This window comes from Neisseria sp. P0021.S007, from assembly GCF_051956855.1.
Genome location: NZ_JBQCXA010000002.1, coordinates 232,079 through 253,857, shown reverse-complemented (window position 1 = coordinate 253,857; position 21,779 = coordinate 232,079). Strand labels below are relative to the sequence as shown.

Sequence of the window (21,779 nt, the reverse complement as noted above, 5' to 3'; positions counted from 1 at the left end):
ACGCCATGTACGAATTGGACGACGACAAAATCTGCAACGACAAATACTGGGTAACGCTGACCGAAAACACCCACATCAAATCCAGCGGCGAAGCAGCCAAAATCCTAAAACAGCTCGAAAGCGACGGCGTGCTGCCTAAAATGCAGAACCATGAATGGGCGCGGCTGTGCATCGCCTTCTGCTTTGCCAAAACCAAAAATATCAAAGATTGGGAACAGAAACCCAGCATGGACGGTGGTTTGGAAATCGCATCGTTCAACACCTGCTTTAATCAAAACGGCAAAAAAGGCGAAGAAAAATTTTGGCTAGCCTACATCAGCCAGCGCATGTTTGACGAAGTGCCAGAACGGAAATTCACCAAAAAACACTTGTTTGCCTATATCCAACTGGCGTGGCACAACGGCGCGAAACTGCTGGAGGAACGTTACCGGAAAGCCTTGGACTACTGTGACAGCAGCATCGTGGAAGCCAAAAAAATATTCTTTGACGAACTGGCCGGCTTGGCGGCGCAACACAGAGACGGTGGTTCGGACGGTGCTACACAGGCCGTTTCAGGCAGCCTGCACCCGGCCGCTTCCGCTATGGAAGAACAAACCTGCATCAAACTCAAAACCGCACTGGACAAAACAGTCGGCAAGGGCGGCACGATACAACCAGAATACGGCGGCGTACGCTACGACTGCCTGCGCGTGCAGTTCGACCGCTATGTGGATTTGGAAAAATACCACAGCCAGATTTGCTCCGAATTAGGCATCGGCGATGATGAAATGCGCTGCGGACGCATACGCGGCGAAGCCAATACATGGCACATCAATATCCTGCGCCCGCAAGACACTTGGCGGCAATACGGGCAAAGTGAGTTTCAGACGGCCTTACAGCAATACCGCGCATCGGCACAGCAATTCAGATTGCCAGTGTGTATCGGTTTAGACGAACGCGGCGAACCCGTGTTTCAAGATTTTGCCACCGCGCCGCATGTGATGGTAGGCGGGGAAACGGGGGCTGGGAAATCGGTACTGGTGCGCTCAATGCTGGCTTCCCTGTTCGAACTCGCTCCTCAGAATGAAACGGAAATCGTCGTGTGTTATTGCAAAGTTTCTGCGGATTTCGCCGCCTTCAAAGACCGTCCGAATTTATGGCAGGGGCGCATAGTCAGCGATGCGGAAGAAGCTGCTGAAATATTGTCGTCTTTTGCTGACGAGATGGATAAACGATACCGCCTGATGGACGAATACGCTGCAAAGGATATTGCAGAAGTCCCACAGCACGCCCGTCCAAAATATGTTGTTATCGTGATTGACGAACTGGCCGACCTTATCGATGTCAGCAGTGACGCAGAAGGGCATTTAGTACGGCTGGCACAAAAAGCGCGCTCCGCAGGAATGTATCTGTTATTGGCAACGCAACGCCCCGATGCGAAAACACTCAGCGGCCGCCTACGTGACAACCTGCCGACCAAAATTGCGTTGAAAACAGGCAAACGCCAGTCTTCCGAGATTATCTTGGGCGAGCGCGGTGCTGAAAACCTGACGGCCAAAGGCGATCATTTGGTCAAATGGAACAATGAAGCAGCACGTTTTCTGCACGGGTATAATGTATAATTTGTTCAACCATCCTTTGCAAAGGTCTCAGGCCGTCTGAAACTTAAATGGGGTTTCAGACGGCCTTTTCCTTTGGGGATTAGTGATTAGGCTTTAGGTTCGCCATCATTCTCTGCTTTGGGCGGAACGGGTGCAAACCAGCCGACCAGAAGCAGCAGCAGGCCGACGATGATGAAGGAGGCGATGCGTTCGATACCGCCGCTGTTGGAAAGCTCGATCAGGAAGAGTTTGACAACTACGATGCCCATCAGCGTCGCGCCTGTCATCCAGTAGGAACGCTGTTTGCGGCGGTTGCCGAGTACCATCAAGATGATGGCGGTTACCGCCCAAACGACGGAGAGGCTAGCTTGCAGGCCGAAGGATTGCAGCATGATGTCGAGACGCCAAGTGATGCCGTCGTAGAAATGCCATACGCGCATCACGCCTGCGCTGATCAGCATAAATGCCAAGGCGGAAACTGTGGTTGCCGTGGTACGGCGAAGGTCGGGCGGTAAGGCTTCGGGCAGAGATTTCAGTGCAAACCAAAGCATGCCGGCGCTGGCGAGTTCCACCGGATTGAGCACGGGAATATACGGCAACGGTGAAGGTTGGAACGGCGTGGAGAAGTTGGTCCACAGCATCCAACAGGCAGCGGCAAGGGCGCACAACGGCATAGCAAAATGCTGATAAATGGCTTGATGCCGTCTGAAAAATTCGCGGTGGCGCTGCGTATGGAAAACAATCCACATCGCCAAAGGCACAACCAGCCATGAGAGCTGCGACCAAACGCCGGAGAGAAGACCACCGACATACAGCGCGGTCCAAAGCGTCCAAAGTACGCCGAGTATCGTGATATTGAGTTTGTGCAACCAAATCAGATCATGGCGCGGATAGTTGTTCAGAATAATGAAGTTCAACACGGTAGCGGCGGCAAGCGGCAAGGCTGCGGCGGCTGTCACCGCATGTTCGGTATGGTAGGAGAGGAAATGCAGGCCAAACAATGGCAAGAATGCCAAATTGGTTTGCAGAAGCTCTTCCCATTTCAGACGTTTGGCAAACAGCAGCAGGCCGGCAAATATCGGCCACAGCCACAACTGGGTAAACAGGGTTTCCTCGCCTGTCCATTGCATATAAAGGGCGTAGCTGCCTGTCGCCAACGCAGTAAGCAGGATGATCCAGCCTGCAACCTTCGCAAAGTAAACCTCGTTTCCTTCCGGCTTTTCGGTGTTAACCGGCACGCGTGGATATTGCAGCGCGTAGGCAGCCGCAAACAGCAAAGGCGTAGCGGCAATAAGGTACAGATGGCTCAGGAAACCTTGGGATTCATAAATAATACCGGCTTGCAGCAACAGGGCGAACAATACATTGCCCAAGGTAAATGTGATAAACACATTCGGCTCGTGTTTGCGCCGACAGAATGCCCACGCCGCCGCCAAAGCGGAAAGAGCGACAATGCAGCCGCGCTCGGCCAAGAAGAGCAAAGGCAAAATAGAGATGTACAGCAAGGCGGCAGACAACACGGCCGTCTGAACAGATTTTTCCCATTGCGCCGAACCTTCGCGACGCGAGAAATACCACAATAAATAAATCGCCGCTCCGCCAAGCAACACCACAACCGTCGTAAACCACTGCCCTTCCAAAACGGTATCGGTGCCGAAGTTCTGATAATTGCCCAACTGAATCAGTGCCGCCAAGAGATAAACCATCAGCGCACCCAAACGGATATGCGGACGCTGTTGACGCAAACCGAAGAAATAAACCAATGCGGATTCGGCACTCCACAAGATAACCGTATTGCTCGGTTCAAAATAAAGCGGAACGGCAATTGTGAGGAACAACACCGCCAACGCAAAAAACGCCTGACGCAAAATATACAAACCCTGCTGACGTTTCAGCAGCAGCGCGGCCAGTCCGTAAACAGCGGCAAAACCCAATGCGGAAAGCGCATCCGCAGACGGCCAATGCTCCACCATGCGGTATTGCAGGCCGAACGCTGCCGCCATCGTGCCAAACAATAAAGTATGGTCGAGGACATGCACGCGCAGGCCGTGTGTATAAATACTCTTGCCGATTTCTTCCAAAGTCGCATTGTCGGCAATCGGCGTAACGCCGTCTTCGCTGTTTTCCGTCAACTTACGGCGTGCGAACAGATACGCGATAAAGGTATAAAGCAGCCAGTGGTAAATCAAGAAAGGCTCGGTAGTGGCGAAATGTTGCGGCGTATAACTTCGCATGCCCCACAGCGCGGCAATGGCAAAAGTAGCGACAAAACCCGTCAGGTTCAGCGGACGCCATGCCTTAAACCACGCAATCGCGACCACACCGCCGTTGAGCAGGGCAAGATAAGAAAACAGCACCAAATAATTGCCGCTGCCGTCTGAAGTCAGCAAAGGCGCGGCCATACCGCCGATTAAAGCAACCTGCGCCATAATCTGCGCATTCTGCCTTACCGCCAGCCACGCCATCAGCACAACCATCGCCACCATCAGCCCGAACACGACCGACACAGGCAGCAGCGGATGTAGTTTCAACGCCGCCAAGGCCGTCAGATACATCACCGCCACGCCGAAACCCTGCAACACCAAGCCATATTCACGCTTACGGCTTTGCAGCTTCCAGCCGCCGACCACCGCCGCCAAACCCGCGCCTGCCACAGTCAGATAACGCAGCTCCACCGGCACATGAACCCGCTCGGAGGCATAGCGCAACAAAAACGCCAAGCCGAGGAACAGCACCACAATACCGGTTTTCAACAGCGGATTACCGCGCAAGAACCAAGCAACAATCGGATTGTCGGAAAACTTATACTCTCCTCCTTCCACCTTATCTTTATGGATAACGAATTGACGCGATGGAGCCTCTTCGTTTTCAGACGGCATCGAAGCAATAACAGCCTCTTCCTTAGGCAGCTCTTCTTGTTCAGCAGCAACCGGAGCAACCGCCTCGACAACTTCTTCCACAACAGGCTCAGACGAAGCAGCAGCCTTGGCAGAAACAGGATTAATAGGTATAGAAAAAGAAGGAGCAAACGCCTCTTCAATTTTCTGCTTAACAGGCGCAGCTTCCGCTTCAGACTCAACCCGAACCTGAAGCGGCTCAGAGGCCGTCTGAACATCTGCAACAGCCCGAGCCTCAAGCCCTTGCCCTACCTTCGCCTCATCACGGACAGCCTCATGCTCCAACACCGACAAACGCCGTTTCAGCAGCTCGATTTCCTGCTCCAGCTTTTGCATCCTATCACCTGCCGTAGCAGATTCAGCCAAACGCTCTTCTTGGCGTTGTTTGGCGATTGACCAAGCAACCAGCCAAAACAACGACCCAATAATGACGCCGGTGAACATCTCATCAGCAAAATAGCCGATAATAATAGGAATAAGCAGGCCAAAAAACTGCATGAAACACCTGTTTGATAACAATAAGAATATGCCGATTGTAACACCGGCAACATTATTCATGAAAAAAAGAGACAAACGGCCGAGAACAAAAGCATACGGCGAATAGAATGTAGAGAATCGGCATAGAAAAAAGGCCGTCTGAAAATGTTTAAGGATTTTCAGACGGCCTGAGATTGATTAATCCTTCTTAATCGGCGGATTAGCATTAATCGGCAACGACGAGCGGGAAACTTTAACGTTTGGATAATATTTCCGCATCAAATGCTGAAACACTTCCGCCTTGCGCTCTTTTCCGCTCTTTTCGTAATTCGTCCCCAAAATCACTTCATCCACAATATCGCGTATATCGGCATAAGGCAGATAGACGGATTTTGTGGTTTTGCAATATTCGATTTTGTCCGAACCGATTTGTTCGATTTTCAGCAGACGGAATTCTTCCTCATCGCGGAAAGCGAAATCTTTAAAAAGATAACGGATATATTCCAAAGCTTTTTTGTCTTCATCGCTGATATTATTAGATTTTTTCATTAACTCTATCAACGCTTCTTCAAGCTTGTTGATACGCAATTGATACAAACTTGGATTTTTTCCTACAGGCTTTAATCGAATGCCGAATTTTTGGTTGTTCTCATTCATCAACCATTTCTTACATTTCTCTTCAGCAACATATTCATCGTAATAAGCGATATAAGCCACCTGATAAAGTGGCAGGCTTTCATCTTCTAAACCCGCTACATCTACCTTCGCTAATTCTTTTAAACCTTCGTTCTGTTTGTTTGTAAAACCTCCGAACGAAGCAGAAATATCAGGCTCTTTCAACCAATCTCCGTTTTTATTAAATACCAAGCAGCAGCCCGATGCTTCTACTCCATTTTCTTTGCCATACAAACGGAACTGGTTCAAATCGTTGACGCGGCTGGAGAAACAGGTAAAGAAAGCATTATGGACAGGGCAGTCAGCCTTGTTTTCCAATTCCAAATCCTGCAGATTCAACAACTCCAACAGCCCTTCCCCTTCGGTCGGGTCGTTCATATAAGTGGAGCTGCCAATTCTCATCGGACTAACCTTATTACTATCAACAGGAACTTTATCATCGGCTTTATCACTAACAATGCCGAATAATCTTTCGCATACTGAGGGCGAAGTATAATGGGCAAGAGGAATTGACCCTAATTCCATAGGCGGGATATTTAAAACTGCCAGAATGGTAGTAATGTCGTCTATTACTGTTTTTTCTTTTTGAGTTCCAAATAAATCTCCCTGTATTTTCTGTTTTTTCCAGTCAAAATATCTTTCCCAGTTTTTTTGAATTATGGCTTGTTCGAAATAACAACGGCCTAACCAAGATTGTGCATTGTTTTGTTTTTGAAGGCTGTTTGGCTTGTCTGCCAGCTGTTTAGCAAATTCCAATGATTGTTGGAAATGCTCAACTGCCCGTCCAAATAACTGTTCTGCCTCCTTGCCTTTGGCTTTTAGTGCCTGCTCAAAATAGCAACGGCCAAGCCAAGATTGGGCATCGATTTGTTCTTGAAGGCTGTTCTGCTTATCTTCCAGCTGTTCGGCAAGACTCAATTGCTGTTGGTGGTGTTCAACTGCCTGCTCAAATAACTGTTCCGATTCCTTGCCTTTGGCTTTCTTCGCCTGCTCTAAATAGCAGCGCCCTAACCAAGATTGTGCATAGATTTGTTCTTGAAGGCTGTTTTGTTTATCTTCCAACTGCTCGGCAAGCCTCAATTGCTGCTGGTGGTGTTCAACTGCATTTCCAAACAACTGTTCCGATTCCTTGCCTTTGGCTTTTAGCGCCTGTTCAAAATAGCAGCTGCCTAACCCAAATTGTGCATTGTTTTGTTCTTGAAGGTTGTTTTGCTTGTCTGCCAGCTGTTTGGCAAATTCCAATGATTGTTGGAAATACTCAACTGCATTTCCAAACAACTGTTCTGACTCCTTGCCTTTGGCTTTCTTCGCCTGCTCTAAATAGCAACGACCAAGCCAATATTGGGCATTGATTTGTTCTTGAAGGCTGTTTTGCTTGTCTGCCAGCTGTTTGGCAAATTCCAATGATTGTTGGAAATGCTCAACTGCATTTCCAAACAACTGTTCTGACTCCTTGCCTTTGGCTTTCTTCGCCTGCTCTAAATAGCAGTGGCTAAGCCAAGATTCGGCATAGATTTGTTCTTGAAGGCTGTTTTGCTTATCTTCCAGCTGTTCGGCAAGCCTCAATTGCTGTTGGTGATGTTTAACTGCCTGCTCAAACAACTGTTCCGAATCCTTGCCTTTGGCTTTCTTCGCCTGCTCTAAATAACAACGGCCAAGCAAAAACTGAATATCGTTTTGCTCCTGAATTTGGCTATTTTTATCTTCAATTTTATCTAAAGCCTGATTCAGCTTCTCAATCGCTTCGTCAAATTTTTTCTTATTGAATAACTCTACACTGTCGTCAATTAAATCTTGAACACTCATTACTTTATTCCTTTCTCAAAACAATCTGTTAACCACCATACTATCTCAATGTGCCTCTTCCCAATTCATACCCACGCCCACTTCTGCCACCAGCGGCACGTTCAACATCCCTTCGTCCACTTTCGCCATAATCTGCGACAGTTTTTCTTTGACTAAATCCAGCTCTGCCTCAGGTACTTCCAACACCAATTCGTCATGCACCTGCATAATCAGTTTGCTTTGCAGGAGGTCGCCTGAAAGCCAGCGGGATACGTCTATCATGGCGCGTTTGATGAGGTCGGACGCGGTGCCTTGCATGGGGGCGTTGATGGCGGCGCGTTCGGCTCCGGCGCGGGCGTTGGCGTTTTTGTTGTGGATGTCGGGCAGGTAGAGGCGGCGGCCGAACAGGGTTTCGACGAAGCCTTGCGCGGCGGCTTGTTCTTTGGTGCGCTGCATGTATTCGGCGACGCCGGGATAGCGGGCGAAGTAGCGGTCGATAAAGTTTTTAGCGGAGATGTTGTCGATGCCCAATGATTTGGCGAGGCCGTATTGGCCCATGCCGTAAATGAGGCCGAAGTTGATGGTTTTGGCGTAGCGGCGTTGTTCGGACGAGACGTTTTCGGGGGCGATGCCGAATACTTCGGCGGCGGTGCGGCGGTGTACGTCTTCGCCGTTTTGGAACGCGGCGATGAGGGTTTTGTCGCCGGAGAGGTGCGCCATGATGCGTAGCTCGATTTGGGAATAGTCGGCGGAAACGATGACGCTGCCTTGCGGTGCGGTGAAGGCGCGGCGCACGCGGCGGCCTTCGGCGGTGCGGATGGGGATGTTTTGCAGGTTGGGGTTGTTGCTCGCGAGGCGGCCGGTAATGGCGACGGCTTGGGCGTAGGTGGTATGCACGCGGCCGTCTTTGGGGGAAATCATTTCGGGCAGTTTGTCGGTGTAGGTGGATTTGAGTTTCGCCAGGCTGCGGTTTTGCAGGATGATTTTGGGCAGGGGGTAGTCGGGCGCGAGCTGTTCGAGCACGGCTTCATTGGTGGAAATGCCGCCTTTGGCGGTTTTTTTCAGGCCTTTGGTGGGGATGCCCATTTTGTCGAACAGGATTTCTTGCAGCTGTTTGGGCGAGTTGAGGTTGAACGGCTGGCCTGCGGCGGCGTATGCTTCTTGTTCGAGCTTCATCAGCTCTGCGCCGAGTTCCGCGCTTTGGCGGGCGAGTTCGGCGCGGTCGATTTGCACGCCGTTGCGTTCCATTTCAAACAATACTTGCGCGACAGGCAGCTCCATTTTTTCATACATTTCAAGCTGTTTGGCGTCCATTTGCGCGCGCAGGTGCGCTTCGAGGCGCAGGGCAAAATCTGCGTCTTGGGCGGCGTATTCAGTTGCCTGTCCGATGGCAACGTCAGCAAAACTGATTTGCTTTGCGCCTTTGCCACACAACGATTCGTAGGTAATGGTTTCCAAGCCGAGCCAGCGTTCGGACAACTCGTCCAAGCCGTGTCCGAGATGGCTCTCAATGATGTAGGAAGCGAGCATGGAATCGCCGGCAATGCCGTTCAGGGCTATGCCGTAGTTGGCGAAAACGTGTTGGTCGTATTTGAGGTTTTGCCCGATTTTTTTCAGGGCAGGATTTTCCAAATGCGGTTTCAGACGGCCTAATACGTCTTGCAAATCAAGCTGTTCGGGCGCGGCAGTAAGGCTGTGTCCTACGGGGATGTAAACCGCTTCGCCTGCTTGGAACGCGATGCTGATGCCGACCAGCGCGGCATTCATCGCGTCTAATGACGTGGTTTCCGTATCGATGCCGATTTTGTCCGCCTGCGCCAGTTTGTCCAACAAGGCGGCAAACTGCGCTTCGGTGGTAATGGCTTGATAATCCAGTTTTTCGGGAGCTGGGGCAAGTTCGGGTTGTTTTTCAGGCTGTGTTTCCATCGCCAATGCGGCCTGTTCGCCAATATGCTCGCTGCCGAACAAATCTGTATTTTGTGCTTCGTGCATACGGCTTTCCGCCTCTTTCAGCCAAGTACGGAAACCCCAGCGTTTGAAATCGACAACCAGCTGCGACCATTTCGGCGAAGTGCGGCGCAGGCTTTCGAGGCCGTCTGAAAGCTCGGTATGCAAGTCCACATCGGTTTTAATCGTTACCAAATCATACGACAGCGGCAGTTGTTCCAAAGCGGCTTGCAGGTTTTCGCCCACCTTGCCTTTGACTTCGCCAGCGTGTTCCATCACACCAGCCAGCGAGCCATAGGCTTCTAGCCACTTCACCGCGGTTTTCGGGCCGCACTTTTCCACGCCCGGCACGTTGTCCACCTTATCGCCCATCAGTGCAAGATAATCGCGGATTTGGTCGGGGCGCACGCCGAATTTCTCCTTCACGCCTTCAATGTCCAGCGTTTCGCCGCTCATCGTGTTCACCAGCGTCACGCGCTCGTTCACCAACTGCGCCATGTCCTTATCGCCGGTAGATACCACTACGCTCCACCCTGCTTCGCTAGCCATCTTAGCCAAAGTGCCGATAACGTCGTCCGCTTCCACTTGCGGAATCACCAACACCGGCCAGCCCATCAGGCGCACCAAATCCGGCAAGGCTTCCGCCTGCGGGCGCAAATCATCCGGCATCGGCGGACGCGTCGCCTTATAGTCGGGGAACATCTCGTGGCGGAAATTCTTACCCTTCGCATCAAACACCACCGCGCAATAGTCATGCACATAATCTGCCCGCAGCCGGCGCAGCATGTTCAACACTCCATACATCGCCCCAGTCGGCGCACCGTCGGGCGCGGACAAATTCTGCCCCATAGCATGATAGGCGCGGTAAAGATAAGAAGAGCCGTCAACGAGAAGGAGTGTGGGTTTGTTGGACATGGGGAACCTGCTGTGTGTATGAAAATAATGTACGGATTATAAAGGAAAAGGCCGTCTGAAAACCGAAAATCAAGTTTCAGACGGCCTGATGTTTACATAAATATACGGTTTCTGGTATTGCGCCTCAGAATCCCATCTTGTATATTTGTATTCAAATGAATACAAACCAAATCAAAAGAATATGAATGCAACGAACCGTATCCCAATTAGTGTGCGCATCACTCAGGAAGATGCTGATTTTATTGCTGAACTAAAAATCGAAGGTGCAAATACGCCGTCTGAAAAAATCCGCGAATTGCTCAAGCTGGCACGCTTGGCGCATACGCAGACACGCGATTACGGCTCTGCACTGACGGCGCAGGAGCAGTTTTTCCAAGCAGCAAAACACGAAATCTTGCACGCTGAAAAACAGGCCGGAGTGCATTCGCATATCGTGGCGAGGTTGTTTGAACAACTGCCCGACTTGGGCGCAACACTCGCCGCCGACCTGCCCGAAGAAGCTGACCTCGACGATTTGAAAAAATACGAGCGCGAACTGATGTGGCGCATCGTCCGCCTCACCGACAGCATCCTGCAACTCGCCGTAACCGGCAAAGGCGCGGCATACGACGACAGCGTTCTGCAACAGCTTGAAAACACTTTGAAACTGGCGAAGATTGTACAACAGGCAAATGAAGTTTAAGACTGCTGCCATACCAAATGAAACAAACACATTTTAGTGAAAGGAAAATCCAAATGAGCGAAACCCTATCCCGCCGAGTAGGTCGTCTGGTAAGCGGCGGTTTTCATGCCCTAATTGATGCGGCGGAAAACCTTGCACCTGAAGCGGTCATGAACGAAAGCATCCGCGAAATTGAGCGCGCAGTAGATGAAGTGCGCGCTGAGTTGGGCAAAGTGTTGGCGCAGAAACATCTTGCCGCCAAGAAAATGGCCGATGAAAGCAACCGCCACGAGGCCATTGATGCCAATCTGCAAGCCGCCGTAGATGCCGGTCGCGATGATCTTGCCGAAGCGGGTATCGCCGAGCAGATGGACATCGAAGCGCGTCTGCCCATCTTAGAAAACACCATTGCCGACTGTGCTGCACAAGAAAAAGAGCTTGAAGGCTTTATCGCCGCCCTGCAGGCGAAAAAACGCGAGATGCAGCAGCAGTTGCAAGACTGGCGTGCCGCACAGCAAAGCATGGGCACAGGCAAAACAGCCGGTGGTAACGGCAGCGACCTCAACCGCATTGCCCGTGATGCCGAAAAAAGCGGCAATGCCTTCGACCGTGTGATGGGTCGCCAAAACTCGGTACACAGCAGCACCGATGCGGCGCAGTTGGCCAAGCTGAAAGAACTGGAAGACTTAAGCCGCAACAACCGCATTGCCGAAAGATTGGCGGCATTGAAAGCGAAATCATAAGCCATATTGAGAAAATCGCAGTTTCAGACGGCCTCTATCTTCACGGAGCCGTCTGAAAAAAGAAAACCATACACACCTCAATAACAAAAAGATGACGGATTGGGAAAAATCCTGTCAGTTACGACAAATTAATAAAAACCCATATCCAATCTGCTTAACTTTAAAATAAAATATATGCTGTCTGAAAATTAAAAAGAATAAGGAAATGCAATATGTGGAATCTAATCAACGCCCCCGAAACTGAAATCTTCGGCATTGCCATTGCGCTGATGGTTTTGCTCGGTGTGTTGGAAGTCATTTCCATGCTGGCAGGCGGTATCAGCGACTGGTTGGACAACCTGTTGCCAGACAGCCTGACCGAAACTGCACACGCCGAGGTAGGATTGGATGTGGCGGATGCAGGCATATTCGTGCGTTTCCTGAGCTGGCTGTATGTCGGACGTATCCCGGTATTGATGTTGATGGTGGTGTTTCTTGCCGTATACGGACTGACGGGTTATCTGTTTCAGACGGCCTTTGCCACTGTATTCGGCAGTTATCTGAATGGCACGCTGGCAGCAGTCATCGTTTGGTTTCTTTCCCTGCCCTTGGTGCGCGTAACAGCTAGCAGTTTGTACAAAATTATGCCGAAAGATGAAACCACGGCCGTTTCTCAGGAAAGTTTAATCGGGCGCGTCGGCACGGTGGTGTTGGGCGAAGCTCGGCTAGGCAATGCGGCGCAGGCGCGCGTAAAAGATGCTTACGGCCAACAGCATTATGTGATGGTAGAGCCTGACTCTGAAGATGTATTGAAACAAGGCGATGCGGTATTGCTGGTGTCGTTGGATGGAAATACATTTAAAGCGATTTTGAATCCGAGCGGCAGCTTGGTAGATTAAGGCCGTCTGAAACCGCTGATTTATCGATACGGTAAAAATAGATACTTTACCGCCCTATCCTCACCATCTAGAAATCCGAAATAACAATATAGAAAAACAACCACTCTATTATTTCAACCCATATTTTTAACCCTTTCAGACGGCTTCCTTCCCTCAAAGCTTTCTGAATCCACCGCCCCCAAAGGCATATTAACAAGAAGAAAGGAAAAACCATGAATTTGGTCTCCATCGGCACTATCGCCGGCGTCATACTCGTCGCGCTGTTTGTACTCGGCCTCATCCTGACCCGTCTGTATCGCCGTGCCAGCAAAGAAGTCTCATTTGTCCGCACCGGTTTTGGTGGCGAAAAAGTCATCATGAACGGCGGTGCGATGGTGCTGCCTGTATTGCACGAAATCATCCCCGTCAACATGAATACACTGCGCCTTGAAGTGCGCCGCGCAGCCCAACAAGCGCTGATTACCCGCGACCGGATGCGCGTTGACGTGATGGCGGAATTTTACGTCCGCGTTAAACCCAGCGCCGAGAGCATTGCGACCGCCGCACAAACACTGGGTATGAAAACCATGTCTCCCGATGAGTTGAAAGACCTCGTCGAAGGTAAATTTGTTGACGCCCTACGCGCCGTTGCCGCCGAAATGGCGATGGAAGAACTGCATGAAAAACGTGTTGATTTCGTTCAGAAAGTACAACAAGTCGTGAGTGAAGACTTGTTCAAAAACGGTCTCGAACTCGAAACCGTTTCCCTGACCGGCCTCGACCAAACCAGCTTCGAATTTTTCAACCCGCAAAACGCCTTTGACGCGGAAGGTTTGACCAAACTGACCGAAACCATCGAAGGCCGCCGCAAAAAACGTAACGAAATCGAACAAGACACCGATTTGGCAATCAAAACCAAAAACCTCGAAGCCGAGCAGCAACGCCTGAAAATCTCGCGCGAAGAAGAATACGCCAAACTCGAACAAGAGCGTGAGATTGCCGTCCGCCGTGCCGAACAAGAGGCCAGCATTGCCGAACAAGAATCTCAGAAAAAACGTGAAGCGGAAGAAGCCAAAATTGCGGCTGAACGCGAAGTGGATTTGAAACGCATTGCCGCCGAACGCGACATTAAAAACGAAGACATTAGAAAAGCCCAAGCCGTTGAGCAGGCCGAGGTTGAACGCCGCAAAGCCATCGAATTGGCCGAGCAAGACCGCGCCATCGCCGTTGCCGAAAAATCGCGTGCTGAATCCGAAGCCAAAGCCGAAGCCGACAAAGCCCGCGCCGCCGCCGTTCGCGAAGAAGAGAGCGTGATTACCGTACGCGAAACCGAACGCGCCGAGCGTGCCAAAGCGGTTGAATTGATTGCCGCAGAAGAAGCCGCGCAAAAAGATGCGATTTCGCTCACTGTTGCTGCCGAAGCCGAAAAACAAGCCGCACAAGACCGCGCAGAAGCCGTGCGTATTGCCGCCGAAGCCGAAGCCGAAAAACACCGCCTGCAAGCCAAAGGTGAGGCAGATGCCAAAATTCTGTTGGCGCAAGCGCAAGAGCAACAATACAAGGTTGATGCAGAAGGTACCCGCGCTGTAAACGAGGCTGCCAACGTCCTGAGCGTTGAACAGGTTGAAATGCAAGTCCGCCTTGCCCTCTTAAAACACCTGCCGGACATCATCCGCGAATCCGTCCGCCCGATGGAAAAAATCGAAGACATCAAAATCTTGCAAGTCAATGGTCTGGGTGGCTTTGCCGGTGGTGCAAACGGTGCGGAAGGTGTTTCAGACGGCCAAACCACACAAGCCAGCCTTGCCGATCAAATGGTCAACAGCGCCCTGCGCTACCGCAGCCAAGCTCCGTTGGTTGACGGTCTATTGAAAGAGTTGGGACTGAATGGTGGCGACATCAACGGTCTGACCCAAGGACTGGATAAAACCATCGACCAATCATAAATGAATACCGTAATAATGGTTTAAAGGCCGTCTGAAAAGTTTCAGACGGCCTTTTGTTTATACAAGGGCTTCCGCAAATTCTAATATTTTCAATACTGATCAATTCAGATCTGTTGCGGTTGCAATAAATTAGGAATTATCCACCCTGCTTTTTGTGGTTAAAAAAGATTGAGTAGGCTATTCTTAGCCAAATAACAAGACTAACTGCTTTGAAAATGATCCGCCAACAATTGAGTCATAAAAACCGGTTCTACCGTTCCGATTTCAAGTTTGCCATCTACTCATCTATCGACATTTCAATACCAAGCTGCTTATCTTCAGGCAAATAAAAAAGCACAACATTTCGTTGTGCTTTTTCTTGATGAACCCACATTACTTGTTTTTTTGCGAACGAAGGTAATCCAAAGTTTTCAGCTGGGCAATGGCTGCTGCCAATGCTTTGTGCGCTTCGGCCAGAGATTTATCATCTTTGGCTGCAGAAACACCTGCCTCGGCTGCTTTTTTAGCTGCTTCAGCACGCGCCTGATCCATTTCGGTACTGCGGACGGCAACGTCTGCCAATACGGTAATCTTATCAGGCTGTACTTCTAAAACGCCACCGGAAACGGCAACCAGCACTTCTTCAGCTTCACCCGGAACAGTCAAACGCAATGCGCCGGGGCGTACCAAACTCATAATCGGCTCGTGTCGTGGATAAATACCAAGCTCACCTTGAACGGTCGGAACCACCACAAAGCTGGCTTCGCCCGAATAGATGTTTTGCTCGCTACTGACCACTTCAACTTGCATGACGCTCATGCCGACCTCCTTAGTTTAAGGTTTTCGCTTTCTCAACTGCTTCTTCGATGCCGCCTACCATGTAGAACGCTTGTTCAGGCAGATGGTCGTATTCGCCGTTCAAGATGGCTTTAAAGCCGGCAATGGTATCGCGCAGGGCGACATATTTGCCTGGAGAACCTGTAAACACTTCTGCAACGTGGAACGGTTGAGACAGGAAGCGTTGAATTTTACGGGCACGCATCACAGTCAGTTTGTCTTCGTCAGACAATTCGTCCATACCCAGAATGGCAATAATGTCGCGCAATTCTTTGTATTTTTGCAGAGTAGACTGTACACCGCGCGCTACGTCGTAATGCTCTTGACCCAATACCATCGGATCCAATTGGCGCGAAGTAGAGTCAAGCGGGTCAACTGCCGGGTAAATACCCAAAGATGCAATGTCACGGCTCAATACGACGGTCGCGTCCAAGTGGGCGAAAGTTGTCGCTGGAGACGGGTCAGTCAAGTCATCCGCAGGTACATATACGGCTTGGATGGAAGTGATGGAACCTGTTTGGGTAGAGGTAATACGCTCTTGCAAACGACCCATTTCTTCAGCCAATGTCGGTTGGTAACCCACTGCAGAAGGCATACGGCCCAACAGTGCAGATACTTCGGTACCGGCCAGAGTGTAACGGTAGATGTTGTCGACGAAGAACAATACGTCGCGACCTTTACCGTTTTCGTCTTTTTCGTCACGGAAGTATTCGGCCATAGTCAAACCGGTCAAAGCAACGCGCAGACGGTTGCCTGGAGGTTCGTTCATTTGGCCATACACCATGGCTACTTTATCCAATACGTTGGAATCTTTCATCTCGTGGTAGAAGTCGTTACCTTCACGGGTACGTTCACCCACACCTGCGAACACGGACAGACCGCTGTGCGCTTTGGCGATGTTGTTGATCAATTCCATCATGTTCACGGTTTTGCCCACACCGGCACCACCGAACAGACCTACTTTACCGCCCTTAGCAAACGGACACAGCAAATCGATCACTTTAATACCGGTTTCCAACAATTCGGTAGTTGAAGACAACTCGTCGAATTTCGGAGCAGTTTGGTGAATAGCACGGCTCTTGTCGGTATCGATCGGACCTGCTTCATCAACAGGCGTACCCAATACGTCGACAATACGACCCAATGTACCTTTACCTACCGGTACAGTGATTGGCGCACCAGTATTGCTTACAGACATACCGCGTTTCAGGCCGTCTGAACTACCCATTGCAATAGTACGGACAACGCCGTCACCCAGAAGCTGTTGAACTTCCAGAGTCAGACCGTTCTCGTCCAATTTCAGGGCATCGTAAACATGCGGGATAGCGTCGCGTGGAAATTCCACGTCAACCACCGCACCAATAACTTGTACGATTTTGCCTTGGCTCATTATCGTATCCTAATTTCCTGTTCAGGCTTCAGACGGCATTAAACTGCCGCTGCACCTGCTACAATTTCTGACAATTCTGTGGTAATCGCGGCTTGACGCGATTTGTTGTACACCAAGCGCAATTCTTTAATGGCATTACCTGCGTTATCGGTTGCGGCTTTCATCGCTACCATACGCGCGGCTTGTTCAGATGCCATGTTGTCGCTCAATGCCTGATAAACCACAGACTCTAAATAGCGGCGAACCAAATATTCCAATACGGCGATAGGACTCGGCTCGTAGAGGTATTCCCAAGTAAATGAAGAATGACCTGTTCCGTCGTCAATAACGTTTTCACCGATAGGCAGCAAAACTTCCATACGCGGCTCTTGGCGCATTGTATTGACGAAACGTGAGTAAACCATATGGATACGGTCTAATTCATGCTTCTCATAACGTTGGAAGATTTCGGTCAGAGGGCCGAGCAGCAATTCCATTTTTGGGGTATCACCCAAATTGGTTGCGCTGGCAATAACATTCAAACCGATGCTTTGGCATGCAGCCAAACCTTTACTACCCAGGCACACGACTTCGACTTCGATGCCTTGTTCCTGATACTCTTGAACTTGCGCCAAAAACTTTTTCAGTACGTTTGCGTTCAAGCCACCGCACAAACCTTTGTCCGAGGTAATCAAAATGAAACCGGCACGACGCACTTCGCGGTGCGGCTCCAACAATTTGATACCATGATCGGCATTAGTTTGTGCAAGATGGCTCATCACTGTACGCACTTTTTCGGCGTACGGACGCGCTAAGCGCATCCGGTCTTGAGTCTTCCGCATTTTAGAGGTCGACACCATTTGCATCGCTTTAGTGATCTTTTGGGTATTTTGAACACTACGGATTTTGGTGAGAATCTCTTTTCCGACTGCCATTTCAGACTCCTTTCATCTCAATACTTATGCTTGGTAAGCGTAAGAAGATTTGAAAGATTTCATGGCTTCGGTCAATGCTTTTTCGCTTTCGTCAGACATTGCGCCTGATGCATTAATCGCTTCCAGAACCTCAGGATGTTGCGTACGTACGAAACTCAAGAATTCTGCTTCGAAAGCCAAGGCTTTGGATACCGGAACATCTGCGTAAGAACCGTTGTTGATCGCCCACAAAGTCAATGCCATTTCGGCAGTGTTCAATGTGCTGAATTGTTTTTGTTTCATCAATTCAGTAACTACTTCACCGTGTTGCAGCTGTTTGCGCGTTGCTTCGTCCAAATCGGAAGCAAATTGCGAGAACGCTGCCAATTCACGGTACTGTGCCAACGCCAAACGGATACCGCCACCCAGTTTTTTGATGACTTTGGTTTGTGCTGCACCACCTACGCGCGATACGGAAATACCGGCATTGATTGCAGGACGGATACCGGCGTTGAACAAGTCGGTCTCCAAGAAGATTTGGCCGTCTGTAATCGAGATTACGTTGGTTGGTACGAATGCTGATACGTCACCGGCTTGGGTTTCAATAATTGGCAACGCAGTCAGAGAACCGGTTTTGCCTTTTACTTCGCCATTGGTCAGTTTTTCAACTTCGTTTTCGCTGACACGGGCTGCACGTTCCAACAGACGGGAGTGCAGATAGAATACGTCGCCAGGATATGCTTCACGGCCAGGAGGACGGCGTAACAGCAGAGAAATTTGACGGTATGCAACGGCTTGTTTAGACAAGTCATCGTATACGATCAACGCATCTTCACCACGGTCACGGAAGAATTCACCCATGGTACAACCGGAGTAAGGAGCGATGTATTGCAGTGCAGCGGCTTCAGAAGCAGTTGCAGCAACCACGATGGTATGCTCCATCGCGCCATGCTCTTCCAATTTGCGTACTACGTTGGCAATAGAAGATGCTTTTTGACCGATAGCCACATAAATACAGATAACGCCTGTACCTTTTTGGTTAACGATGGCATCCAGTGCCACGGCAGTTTTACCGGTTTGACGGTCACCAATGATCAACTCACGTTGACCACGACCAACCGGAACCATAGAGTCAATGGCTTTCAGGCCGGTTTGCATTGGTTGGTCAACCGATTTACGCGCAATCACACCCGGTGCAATTTTCTCGATTGGAGCAGTCAATGTTGTGTTGATTGGACCTTTACCATCGATAGGACGACCCAATGCATCAACCACACGGCCAACCAGTTCGCGACCGATCGGCACTTCCAAAATACGGCCGGTACAGGTAACTGTATCGCCTTCTTTAATGTGTTCGTACTCACCCAACACTACGGCACCGACGGAGTCACGCTCCAAGTTCATGGCCAGACCGAAAGTGTTACCGGGGAATTCGAGCATCTCACCTTGCATCGCGTCTGACAAGCCATGAATGCGCACAATGCCGTCTGTAACAGAAACAACGGTACCACGGGTACGCACTTCTGCATTGACGGACAGATTTTCGATTTTAGCTTTAATCAAATCGCTAATTTCAGCAGGATTAAGCTGCATGAAAACTCTCCTAATTTGTCATAGTCGCATACAAAGCATTCAGTTTGCCTTGTACGGACAAATCCAAGACCTGATCACCCACTTCTACTTTGATGCCGCCGATTAATTCAGGGGCAACTTTAGCTACCACATCCAATTTGCTGTTGAAGCGTTTTGTCAGGATATCGGTAACATCGGCCAGCTGCTGAGAACTGAGCTCATACGCGCTGTAAATTACTGCCGATTTCGTATTGTTGTGTATCAAGGTCAAATCTTGATATTGGGCATAAATTTCCGGCAATACCAGCAAACGCTTTTGCTCGGCCAAAACGGTAATAAAATTTGCCAATTCGACATTTTTGATACCGACAAGACCTTTGAGCGTTTCTGCCTTTTCGGAAGCTCCCGTTTCCGGCTGCTCGATGAAAGCAATGACTTTCTCATCCTGAACAACCGCTGCGAGTTCTTTCAGTTCGCCCAACCAAGACTCGATTTGGTTTTTTTCCTGAGCCAGACTAAACAATGCTTTCGCATAAGGTCTGGCAATCGTTGCGAACTCTGCCATAAGATTACAGCTCCTGTTTTAAGGCACTGAGCAGATCTGCATGTTTGGAAGCATCGACTTCTTTACGCAGGATAGATTCCGCACCTTTAACAGCCAATGAAGCGACCTGTTCGCGCAACACTTCGCGTGCACGGTTAACTTCTTGCTCTACATCAGCTTTTGCTTGGGCTGCAATGCGTGCTGCTTCATGAGAAGCTTGCTCTTTGGCTTCTTCTACAATTTTTGCAGCACGTTTTTCGGCGTTGGCAACCATTTCGGTTACCTGATTACGCCCTTCGGCCATAAGTTCTGCAACTTTTTTCTCTGCCTGCTCAAAATCGCTCTTACCGCGCTCGGCAGCAGCCAAGCCTTCGGCGATTTTTGCGGCACGCTCATCCAATGCTTTGGCGATCGGAGGCCATACGAATTTCATCGTAAACCATACCAAGCCAAAGAAAACTAGGATTTGCGCAAATAAGGTTGCATTAATATTCACGTTACTTAACCTTCGTATCTGGGTTAATCAAACAGACGGCAAGCCTGTATCTGAACGGATCGCTCCGTCTTGATTACGCACCACTAAACGGGTTAACGAAGGCGAACAACAGGGCAATAGCCACACCGATCAAGAAAGCCGCGTCGATCAGACCAGCGATCAAGAACAGTTTGGTTTGCAGAGGACCGATCAGCTCAGGTTGGCGAGCAGAAGATTCCAAGTATTTAGAACCAACCATTGCAATACCGATAGAGGCACCCAATGCGCCCAAGGCAACGATCAAACCACATGCGATAGCAATCAAACCCATTTTTAAACTCCTTAAAATAGTAAAGGTTAAACTACAAAAAACAAACTACAAAAAAACTACTTGATTAGTGTGCATCATGCGCCTGTCCGATATATACGAACGCCAACGCCATGAAAATAAATGCCTGCAAGGTGATGACCAAAATGTGGAAAATCGCCCAAGCCAAACCGGCAATCAGGTGGAACACAAATAAAATCGGATCCAAAGTTTCGACACTGCCGGTTGACGCCCATGCACCGCCCAACAGAGCGATCAACAGGAACACCAGCTCGCCAGCATACATATTACCAAACAACCGCATACCGTGGGATACGGTTTTGGACAAGAACTCTACCAAGTTCAGCAGGAAGTTGGCCGGAGCAAGCCACGGACCGAAAGGTGCGCAGAACAACTCGTGAATCCAACCGCCAAGGCCTTTGATTTTGACATTGTAGTAAATACAGATCAGCAATACGCCAATCGCCAGAGCCAAAGTCGTATTCAAGTCAGCTGTCGGCACGACGCGCAACAGGGCATGATGATTACCGGTAATGCCTTGCCATGCCATCGGCAGCAAATCAACCGGCAGCATATCCATGGCGTTCATCAAGAGAATCCAGACAAATAAGGTCAGACCCAACGGGGCAACGGCTTTACGCGATTGTTCGTTATGGATAATGCTTTTACACATGTCATCCACGAATTCGAACAGAATTTCAACAGCCGCTTGGAAACGACCGGGAACACCGGCCGTCGCTTTTTTGGCACCGCGCCACAAAAGGAAGCTGCCGATTACGCCCAACAGAACGGCAAAAAAGATTGCATCAAGGTTAATGAACGAAAAATCAGCAATGTTTTTCAGTCCTTGACCCTGAGTAACATCCGACATACTGGTCAAGCTTTGCAAGTGGTGCTTGATGTAGTCGGCAGCGGTCATAGTTTCACCTGCCATAGTGTTTCACTCTCAACAATACTAAAAAAACCAAATGACTGACGCCAAGAAACGCCAATAAAAATGGGTAAAATACCAGTGATCGATGCCATATCGCAAAAACGACCAACATAGATACCAGCGACAGCACTACTTTTAAAACCTCTCCGCCGATAAACATCGAACTTTGCAGATCAGGATTTCGTCGGGAAAACTTTAAAAGTAAAACTGCAACTAGGGTAGGCAAAATGTACGAAAATCCTCCCGCAAAAGCAGAGAGGAAGCCGGGCAATCCGGAAAATAACGCACAAACAACTGAAATTATTAACAATACAATCACTTGCAATGGGACTATCTGATTCATT

General features: G+C 49.7%; 17 protein-coding genes. 5 read left to right on the top strand and 12 right to left on the bottom strand.

Annotation, left to right across the window (positions count from 1 at the left end):
* Positions 1-5 precede the first annotated feature (5 nt).
* Entirely contained in the window at positions 6-1,601 is a 1,596-nt protein-coding gene (locus ACTHUR_RS04200) for an FtsK/SpoIIIE domain-containing protein (RefSeq protein ID WP_049331668.1), read from the top strand.
* An 86-nt stretch (positions 1,602-1,687) separates the two neighbouring features.
* Here the strand turns inward: ACTHUR_RS04200 and ACTHUR_RS04195 are convergent, their stop codons facing one another.
* From ACTHUR_RS04195 to polA, 3 genes are all read right to left on the bottom strand, one after another.
* Positions 1,688-4,975, bottom strand: coding sequence for a DUF2339 domain-containing protein (locus ACTHUR_RS04195; RefSeq protein WP_440361224.1), 3,288 nt, complete (start codon positions 4,973-4,975; stop codon positions 1,688-1,690).
* 177 nt (positions 4,976-5,152) lie between these two features.
* Entirely contained in the window at positions 5,153-7,435 is a 2,283-nt protein-coding gene (locus ACTHUR_RS04190) for a sel1 repeat family protein (RefSeq protein WP_440361223.1), read from the bottom strand.
* A gap of 45 nt (positions 7,436-7,480) precedes the next feature.
* Positions 7,481-10,276 carry a DNA polymerase I gene (gene polA / locus ACTHUR_RS04185; RefSeq protein ID WP_440361222.1) on the bottom strand — a complete coding sequence of 932 codons (2,796 nt, stop codon included), beginning with the start codon at positions 10,274-10,276 and terminating at the stop codon, positions 7,481-7,483.
* Positions 10,277-10,457: 181 nt separating this feature from the next.
* Between polA and ACTHUR_RS04180 the strand changes: the two genes are divergently transcribed.
* The 4 genes from ACTHUR_RS04180 (at position 10,458) to ACTHUR_RS04165 (ending at position 14,483) form a co-directional block, all read left to right on the top strand.
* Positions 10,458-10,958 carry a hypothetical protein gene (locus tag ACTHUR_RS04180; protein ID WP_049331682.1) on the top strand — a complete coding sequence of 167 codons (501 nt, stop codon included), beginning with the start codon at positions 10,458-10,460 and terminating at the stop codon, positions 10,956-10,958.
* A gap of 53 nt (positions 10,959-11,011) precedes the next feature.
* Positions 11,012-11,680 (top strand): PspA/IM30 family protein, encoded by a 669-nt coding sequence (locus ACTHUR_RS04175; RefSeq protein WP_063076784.1) that lies wholly within the window; start codon positions 11,012-11,014, stop codon positions 11,678-11,680.
* A 212-nt stretch (positions 11,681-11,892) separates the two neighbouring features.
* Positions 11,893-12,558 carry a YqiJ family protein gene (locus ACTHUR_RS04170; RefSeq protein WP_440361221.1) on the top strand — a complete coding sequence of 222 codons (666 nt, stop codon included), beginning with the start codon at positions 11,893-11,895 and terminating at the stop codon, positions 12,556-12,558.
* 212 nt (positions 12,559-12,770) lie between these two features.
* Complete coding sequence (locus ACTHUR_RS04165) at positions 12,771-14,483, top strand: flotillin family protein (protein ID WP_004519001.1); 1,713 nt, start codon at positions 12,771-12,773, stop codon at positions 14,481-14,483.
* A gap of 372 nt (positions 14,484-14,855) precedes the next feature.
* Here the strand turns inward: ACTHUR_RS04165 and ACTHUR_RS04160 are convergent, their stop codons facing one another.
* The 9 genes from ACTHUR_RS04160 to ACTHUR_RS04120 form a co-directional block, all read right to left on the bottom strand.
* On the bottom strand, positions 14,856-15,281 hold the full coding sequence (locus tag ACTHUR_RS04160) for a F0F1 ATP synthase subunit epsilon (protein WP_004519002.1): 426 nt from the start codon (positions 15,279-15,281) through the stop codon (positions 14,856-14,858).
* 10 nt (positions 15,282-15,291) lie between these two features.
* Positions 15,292-16,689 carry a F0F1 ATP synthase subunit beta gene (gene atpD, locus ACTHUR_RS04155; RefSeq protein WP_003748111.1) on the bottom strand — a complete coding sequence of 466 codons (1,398 nt, stop codon included), beginning with the start codon at positions 16,687-16,689 and terminating at the stop codon, positions 15,292-15,294.
* 38 nt (positions 16,690-16,727) lie between these two features.
* Positions 16,728-17,603: a F0F1 ATP synthase subunit gamma gene (gene atpG / locus ACTHUR_RS04150; protein ID WP_004519003.1), complete on the bottom strand. Its 876-nt coding sequence runs from the start codon at positions 17,601-17,603 to the stop codon at positions 16,728-16,730.
* Positions 17,604-17,627: 24 nt separating this feature from the next.
* Positions 17,628-19,175 carry a F0F1 ATP synthase subunit alpha gene (atpA, locus tag ACTHUR_RS04145; protein WP_003676111.1) on the bottom strand — a complete coding sequence of 516 codons (1,548 nt, stop codon included), beginning with the start codon at positions 19,173-19,175 and terminating at the stop codon, positions 17,628-17,630.
* Between the two features lie 10 nt (positions 19,176-19,185).
* Positions 19,186-19,719, bottom strand: a complete 534-nt coding sequence (locus ACTHUR_RS04140) for a F0F1 ATP synthase subunit delta (RefSeq protein ID WP_004519004.1) — start codon at positions 19,717-19,719, stop codon at positions 19,186-19,188.
* A 4-nt stretch (positions 19,720-19,723) separates the two neighbouring features.
* Positions 19,724-20,194: a F0F1 ATP synthase subunit B gene (locus ACTHUR_RS04135; protein ID WP_003708446.1), complete on the bottom strand. Its 471-nt coding sequence runs from the start codon at positions 20,192-20,194 to the stop codon at positions 19,724-19,726.
* 73 nt (positions 20,195-20,267) lie between these two features.
* A complete protein-coding gene (atpE, locus tag ACTHUR_RS04130) occupies positions 20,268-20,504 on the bottom strand; it encodes a F0F1 ATP synthase subunit C (protein ID WP_004519005.1) in 237 nt (78 codons plus the stop codon).
* Positions 20,505-20,568: 64 nt separating this feature from the next.
* Positions 20,569-21,435, bottom strand: coding sequence for a F0F1 ATP synthase subunit A (gene atpB / locus ACTHUR_RS04125; RefSeq protein ID WP_003748099.1), 867 nt, complete (start codon positions 21,433-21,435; stop codon positions 20,569-20,571).
* Positions 21,425-21,778, bottom strand: coding sequence for an ATP synthase subunit I (locus ACTHUR_RS04120; protein ID WP_049336018.1), 354 nt, complete (start codon positions 21,776-21,778; stop codon positions 21,425-21,427). Before ACTHUR_RS04120 ends, atpB begins: the two co-directional genes overlap by 11 nt.
* Position 21,779 lies beyond the last annotated feature (1 nt).

Coding starts and splice junctions, on each gene's coding strand:
- ACTHUR_RS04175 (WP_063076784.1), top strand. CDS start 11,012: ATGAGCGAAACCCTATCCCGCCGAGTAGGTCGTCTGGTAAGCGGCGGT.
- atpD (WP_003748111.1), bottom strand. CDS start 16,689: ATGAGCCAAGGCAAAATCGTACAAGTTATTGGTGCGGTGGTTGACGTG.
- atpG (WP_004519003.1), bottom strand. CDS start 17,603: ATGGCAGTCGGAAAAGAGATTCTCACCAAAATCCGTAGTGTTCAAAAT.
- polA (WP_440361222.1), bottom strand. CDS start 10,276: ATGTCCAACAAACCCACACTCCTTCTCGTTGACGGCTCTTCTTATCTT.
- ACTHUR_RS04165 (WP_004519001.1), top strand. CDS start 12,771: ATGAATTTGGTCTCCATCGGCACTATCGCCGGCGTCATACTCGTCGCG.
- atpA (WP_003676111.1), bottom strand. CDS start 19,175: ATGCAGCTTAATCCTGCTGAAATTAGCGATTTGATTAAAGCTAAAATC.
- ACTHUR_RS04120 (WP_049336018.1), bottom strand. CDS start 21,778: ATGAATCAGATAGTCCCATTGCAAGTGATTGTATTGTTAATAATTTCA.
- ACTHUR_RS04160 (WP_004519002.1), bottom strand. CDS start 15,281: ATGAGCGTCATGCAAGTTGAAGTGGTCAGTAGCGAGCAAAACATCTAT.
- atpB (WP_003748099.1), bottom strand. CDS start 21,435: ATGGCAGGTGAAACTATGACCGCTGCCGACTACATCAAGCACCACTTG.
- ACTHUR_RS04195 (WP_440361224.1), bottom strand. CDS start 4,975: ATGCAGTTTTTTGGCCTGCTTATTCCTATTATTATCGGCTATTTTGCT.
- atpE (WP_004519005.1), bottom strand. CDS start 20,504: ATGGGTTTGATTGCTATCGCATGTGGTTTGATCGTTGCCTTGGGCGCA.
- ACTHUR_RS04190 (WP_440361223.1), bottom strand. CDS start 7,435: ATGAGTGTTCAAGATTTAATTGACGACAGTGTAGAGTTATTCAATAAG.
- ACTHUR_RS04140 (WP_004519004.1), bottom strand. CDS start 19,719: ATGGCAGAGTTCGCAACGATTGCCAGACCTTATGCGAAAGCATTGTTT.
- ACTHUR_RS04170 (WP_440361221.1), top strand. CDS start 11,893: ATGTGGAATCTAATCAACGCCCCCGAAACTGAAATCTTCGGCATTGCC.
- ACTHUR_RS04180 (WP_049331682.1), top strand. CDS start 10,458: ATGAATGCAACGAACCGTATCCCAATTAGTGTGCGCATCACTCAGGAA.
- ACTHUR_RS04200 (WP_049331668.1), top strand. CDS start 6: ATGTACGAATTGGACGACGACAAAATCTGCAACGACAAATACTGGGTA.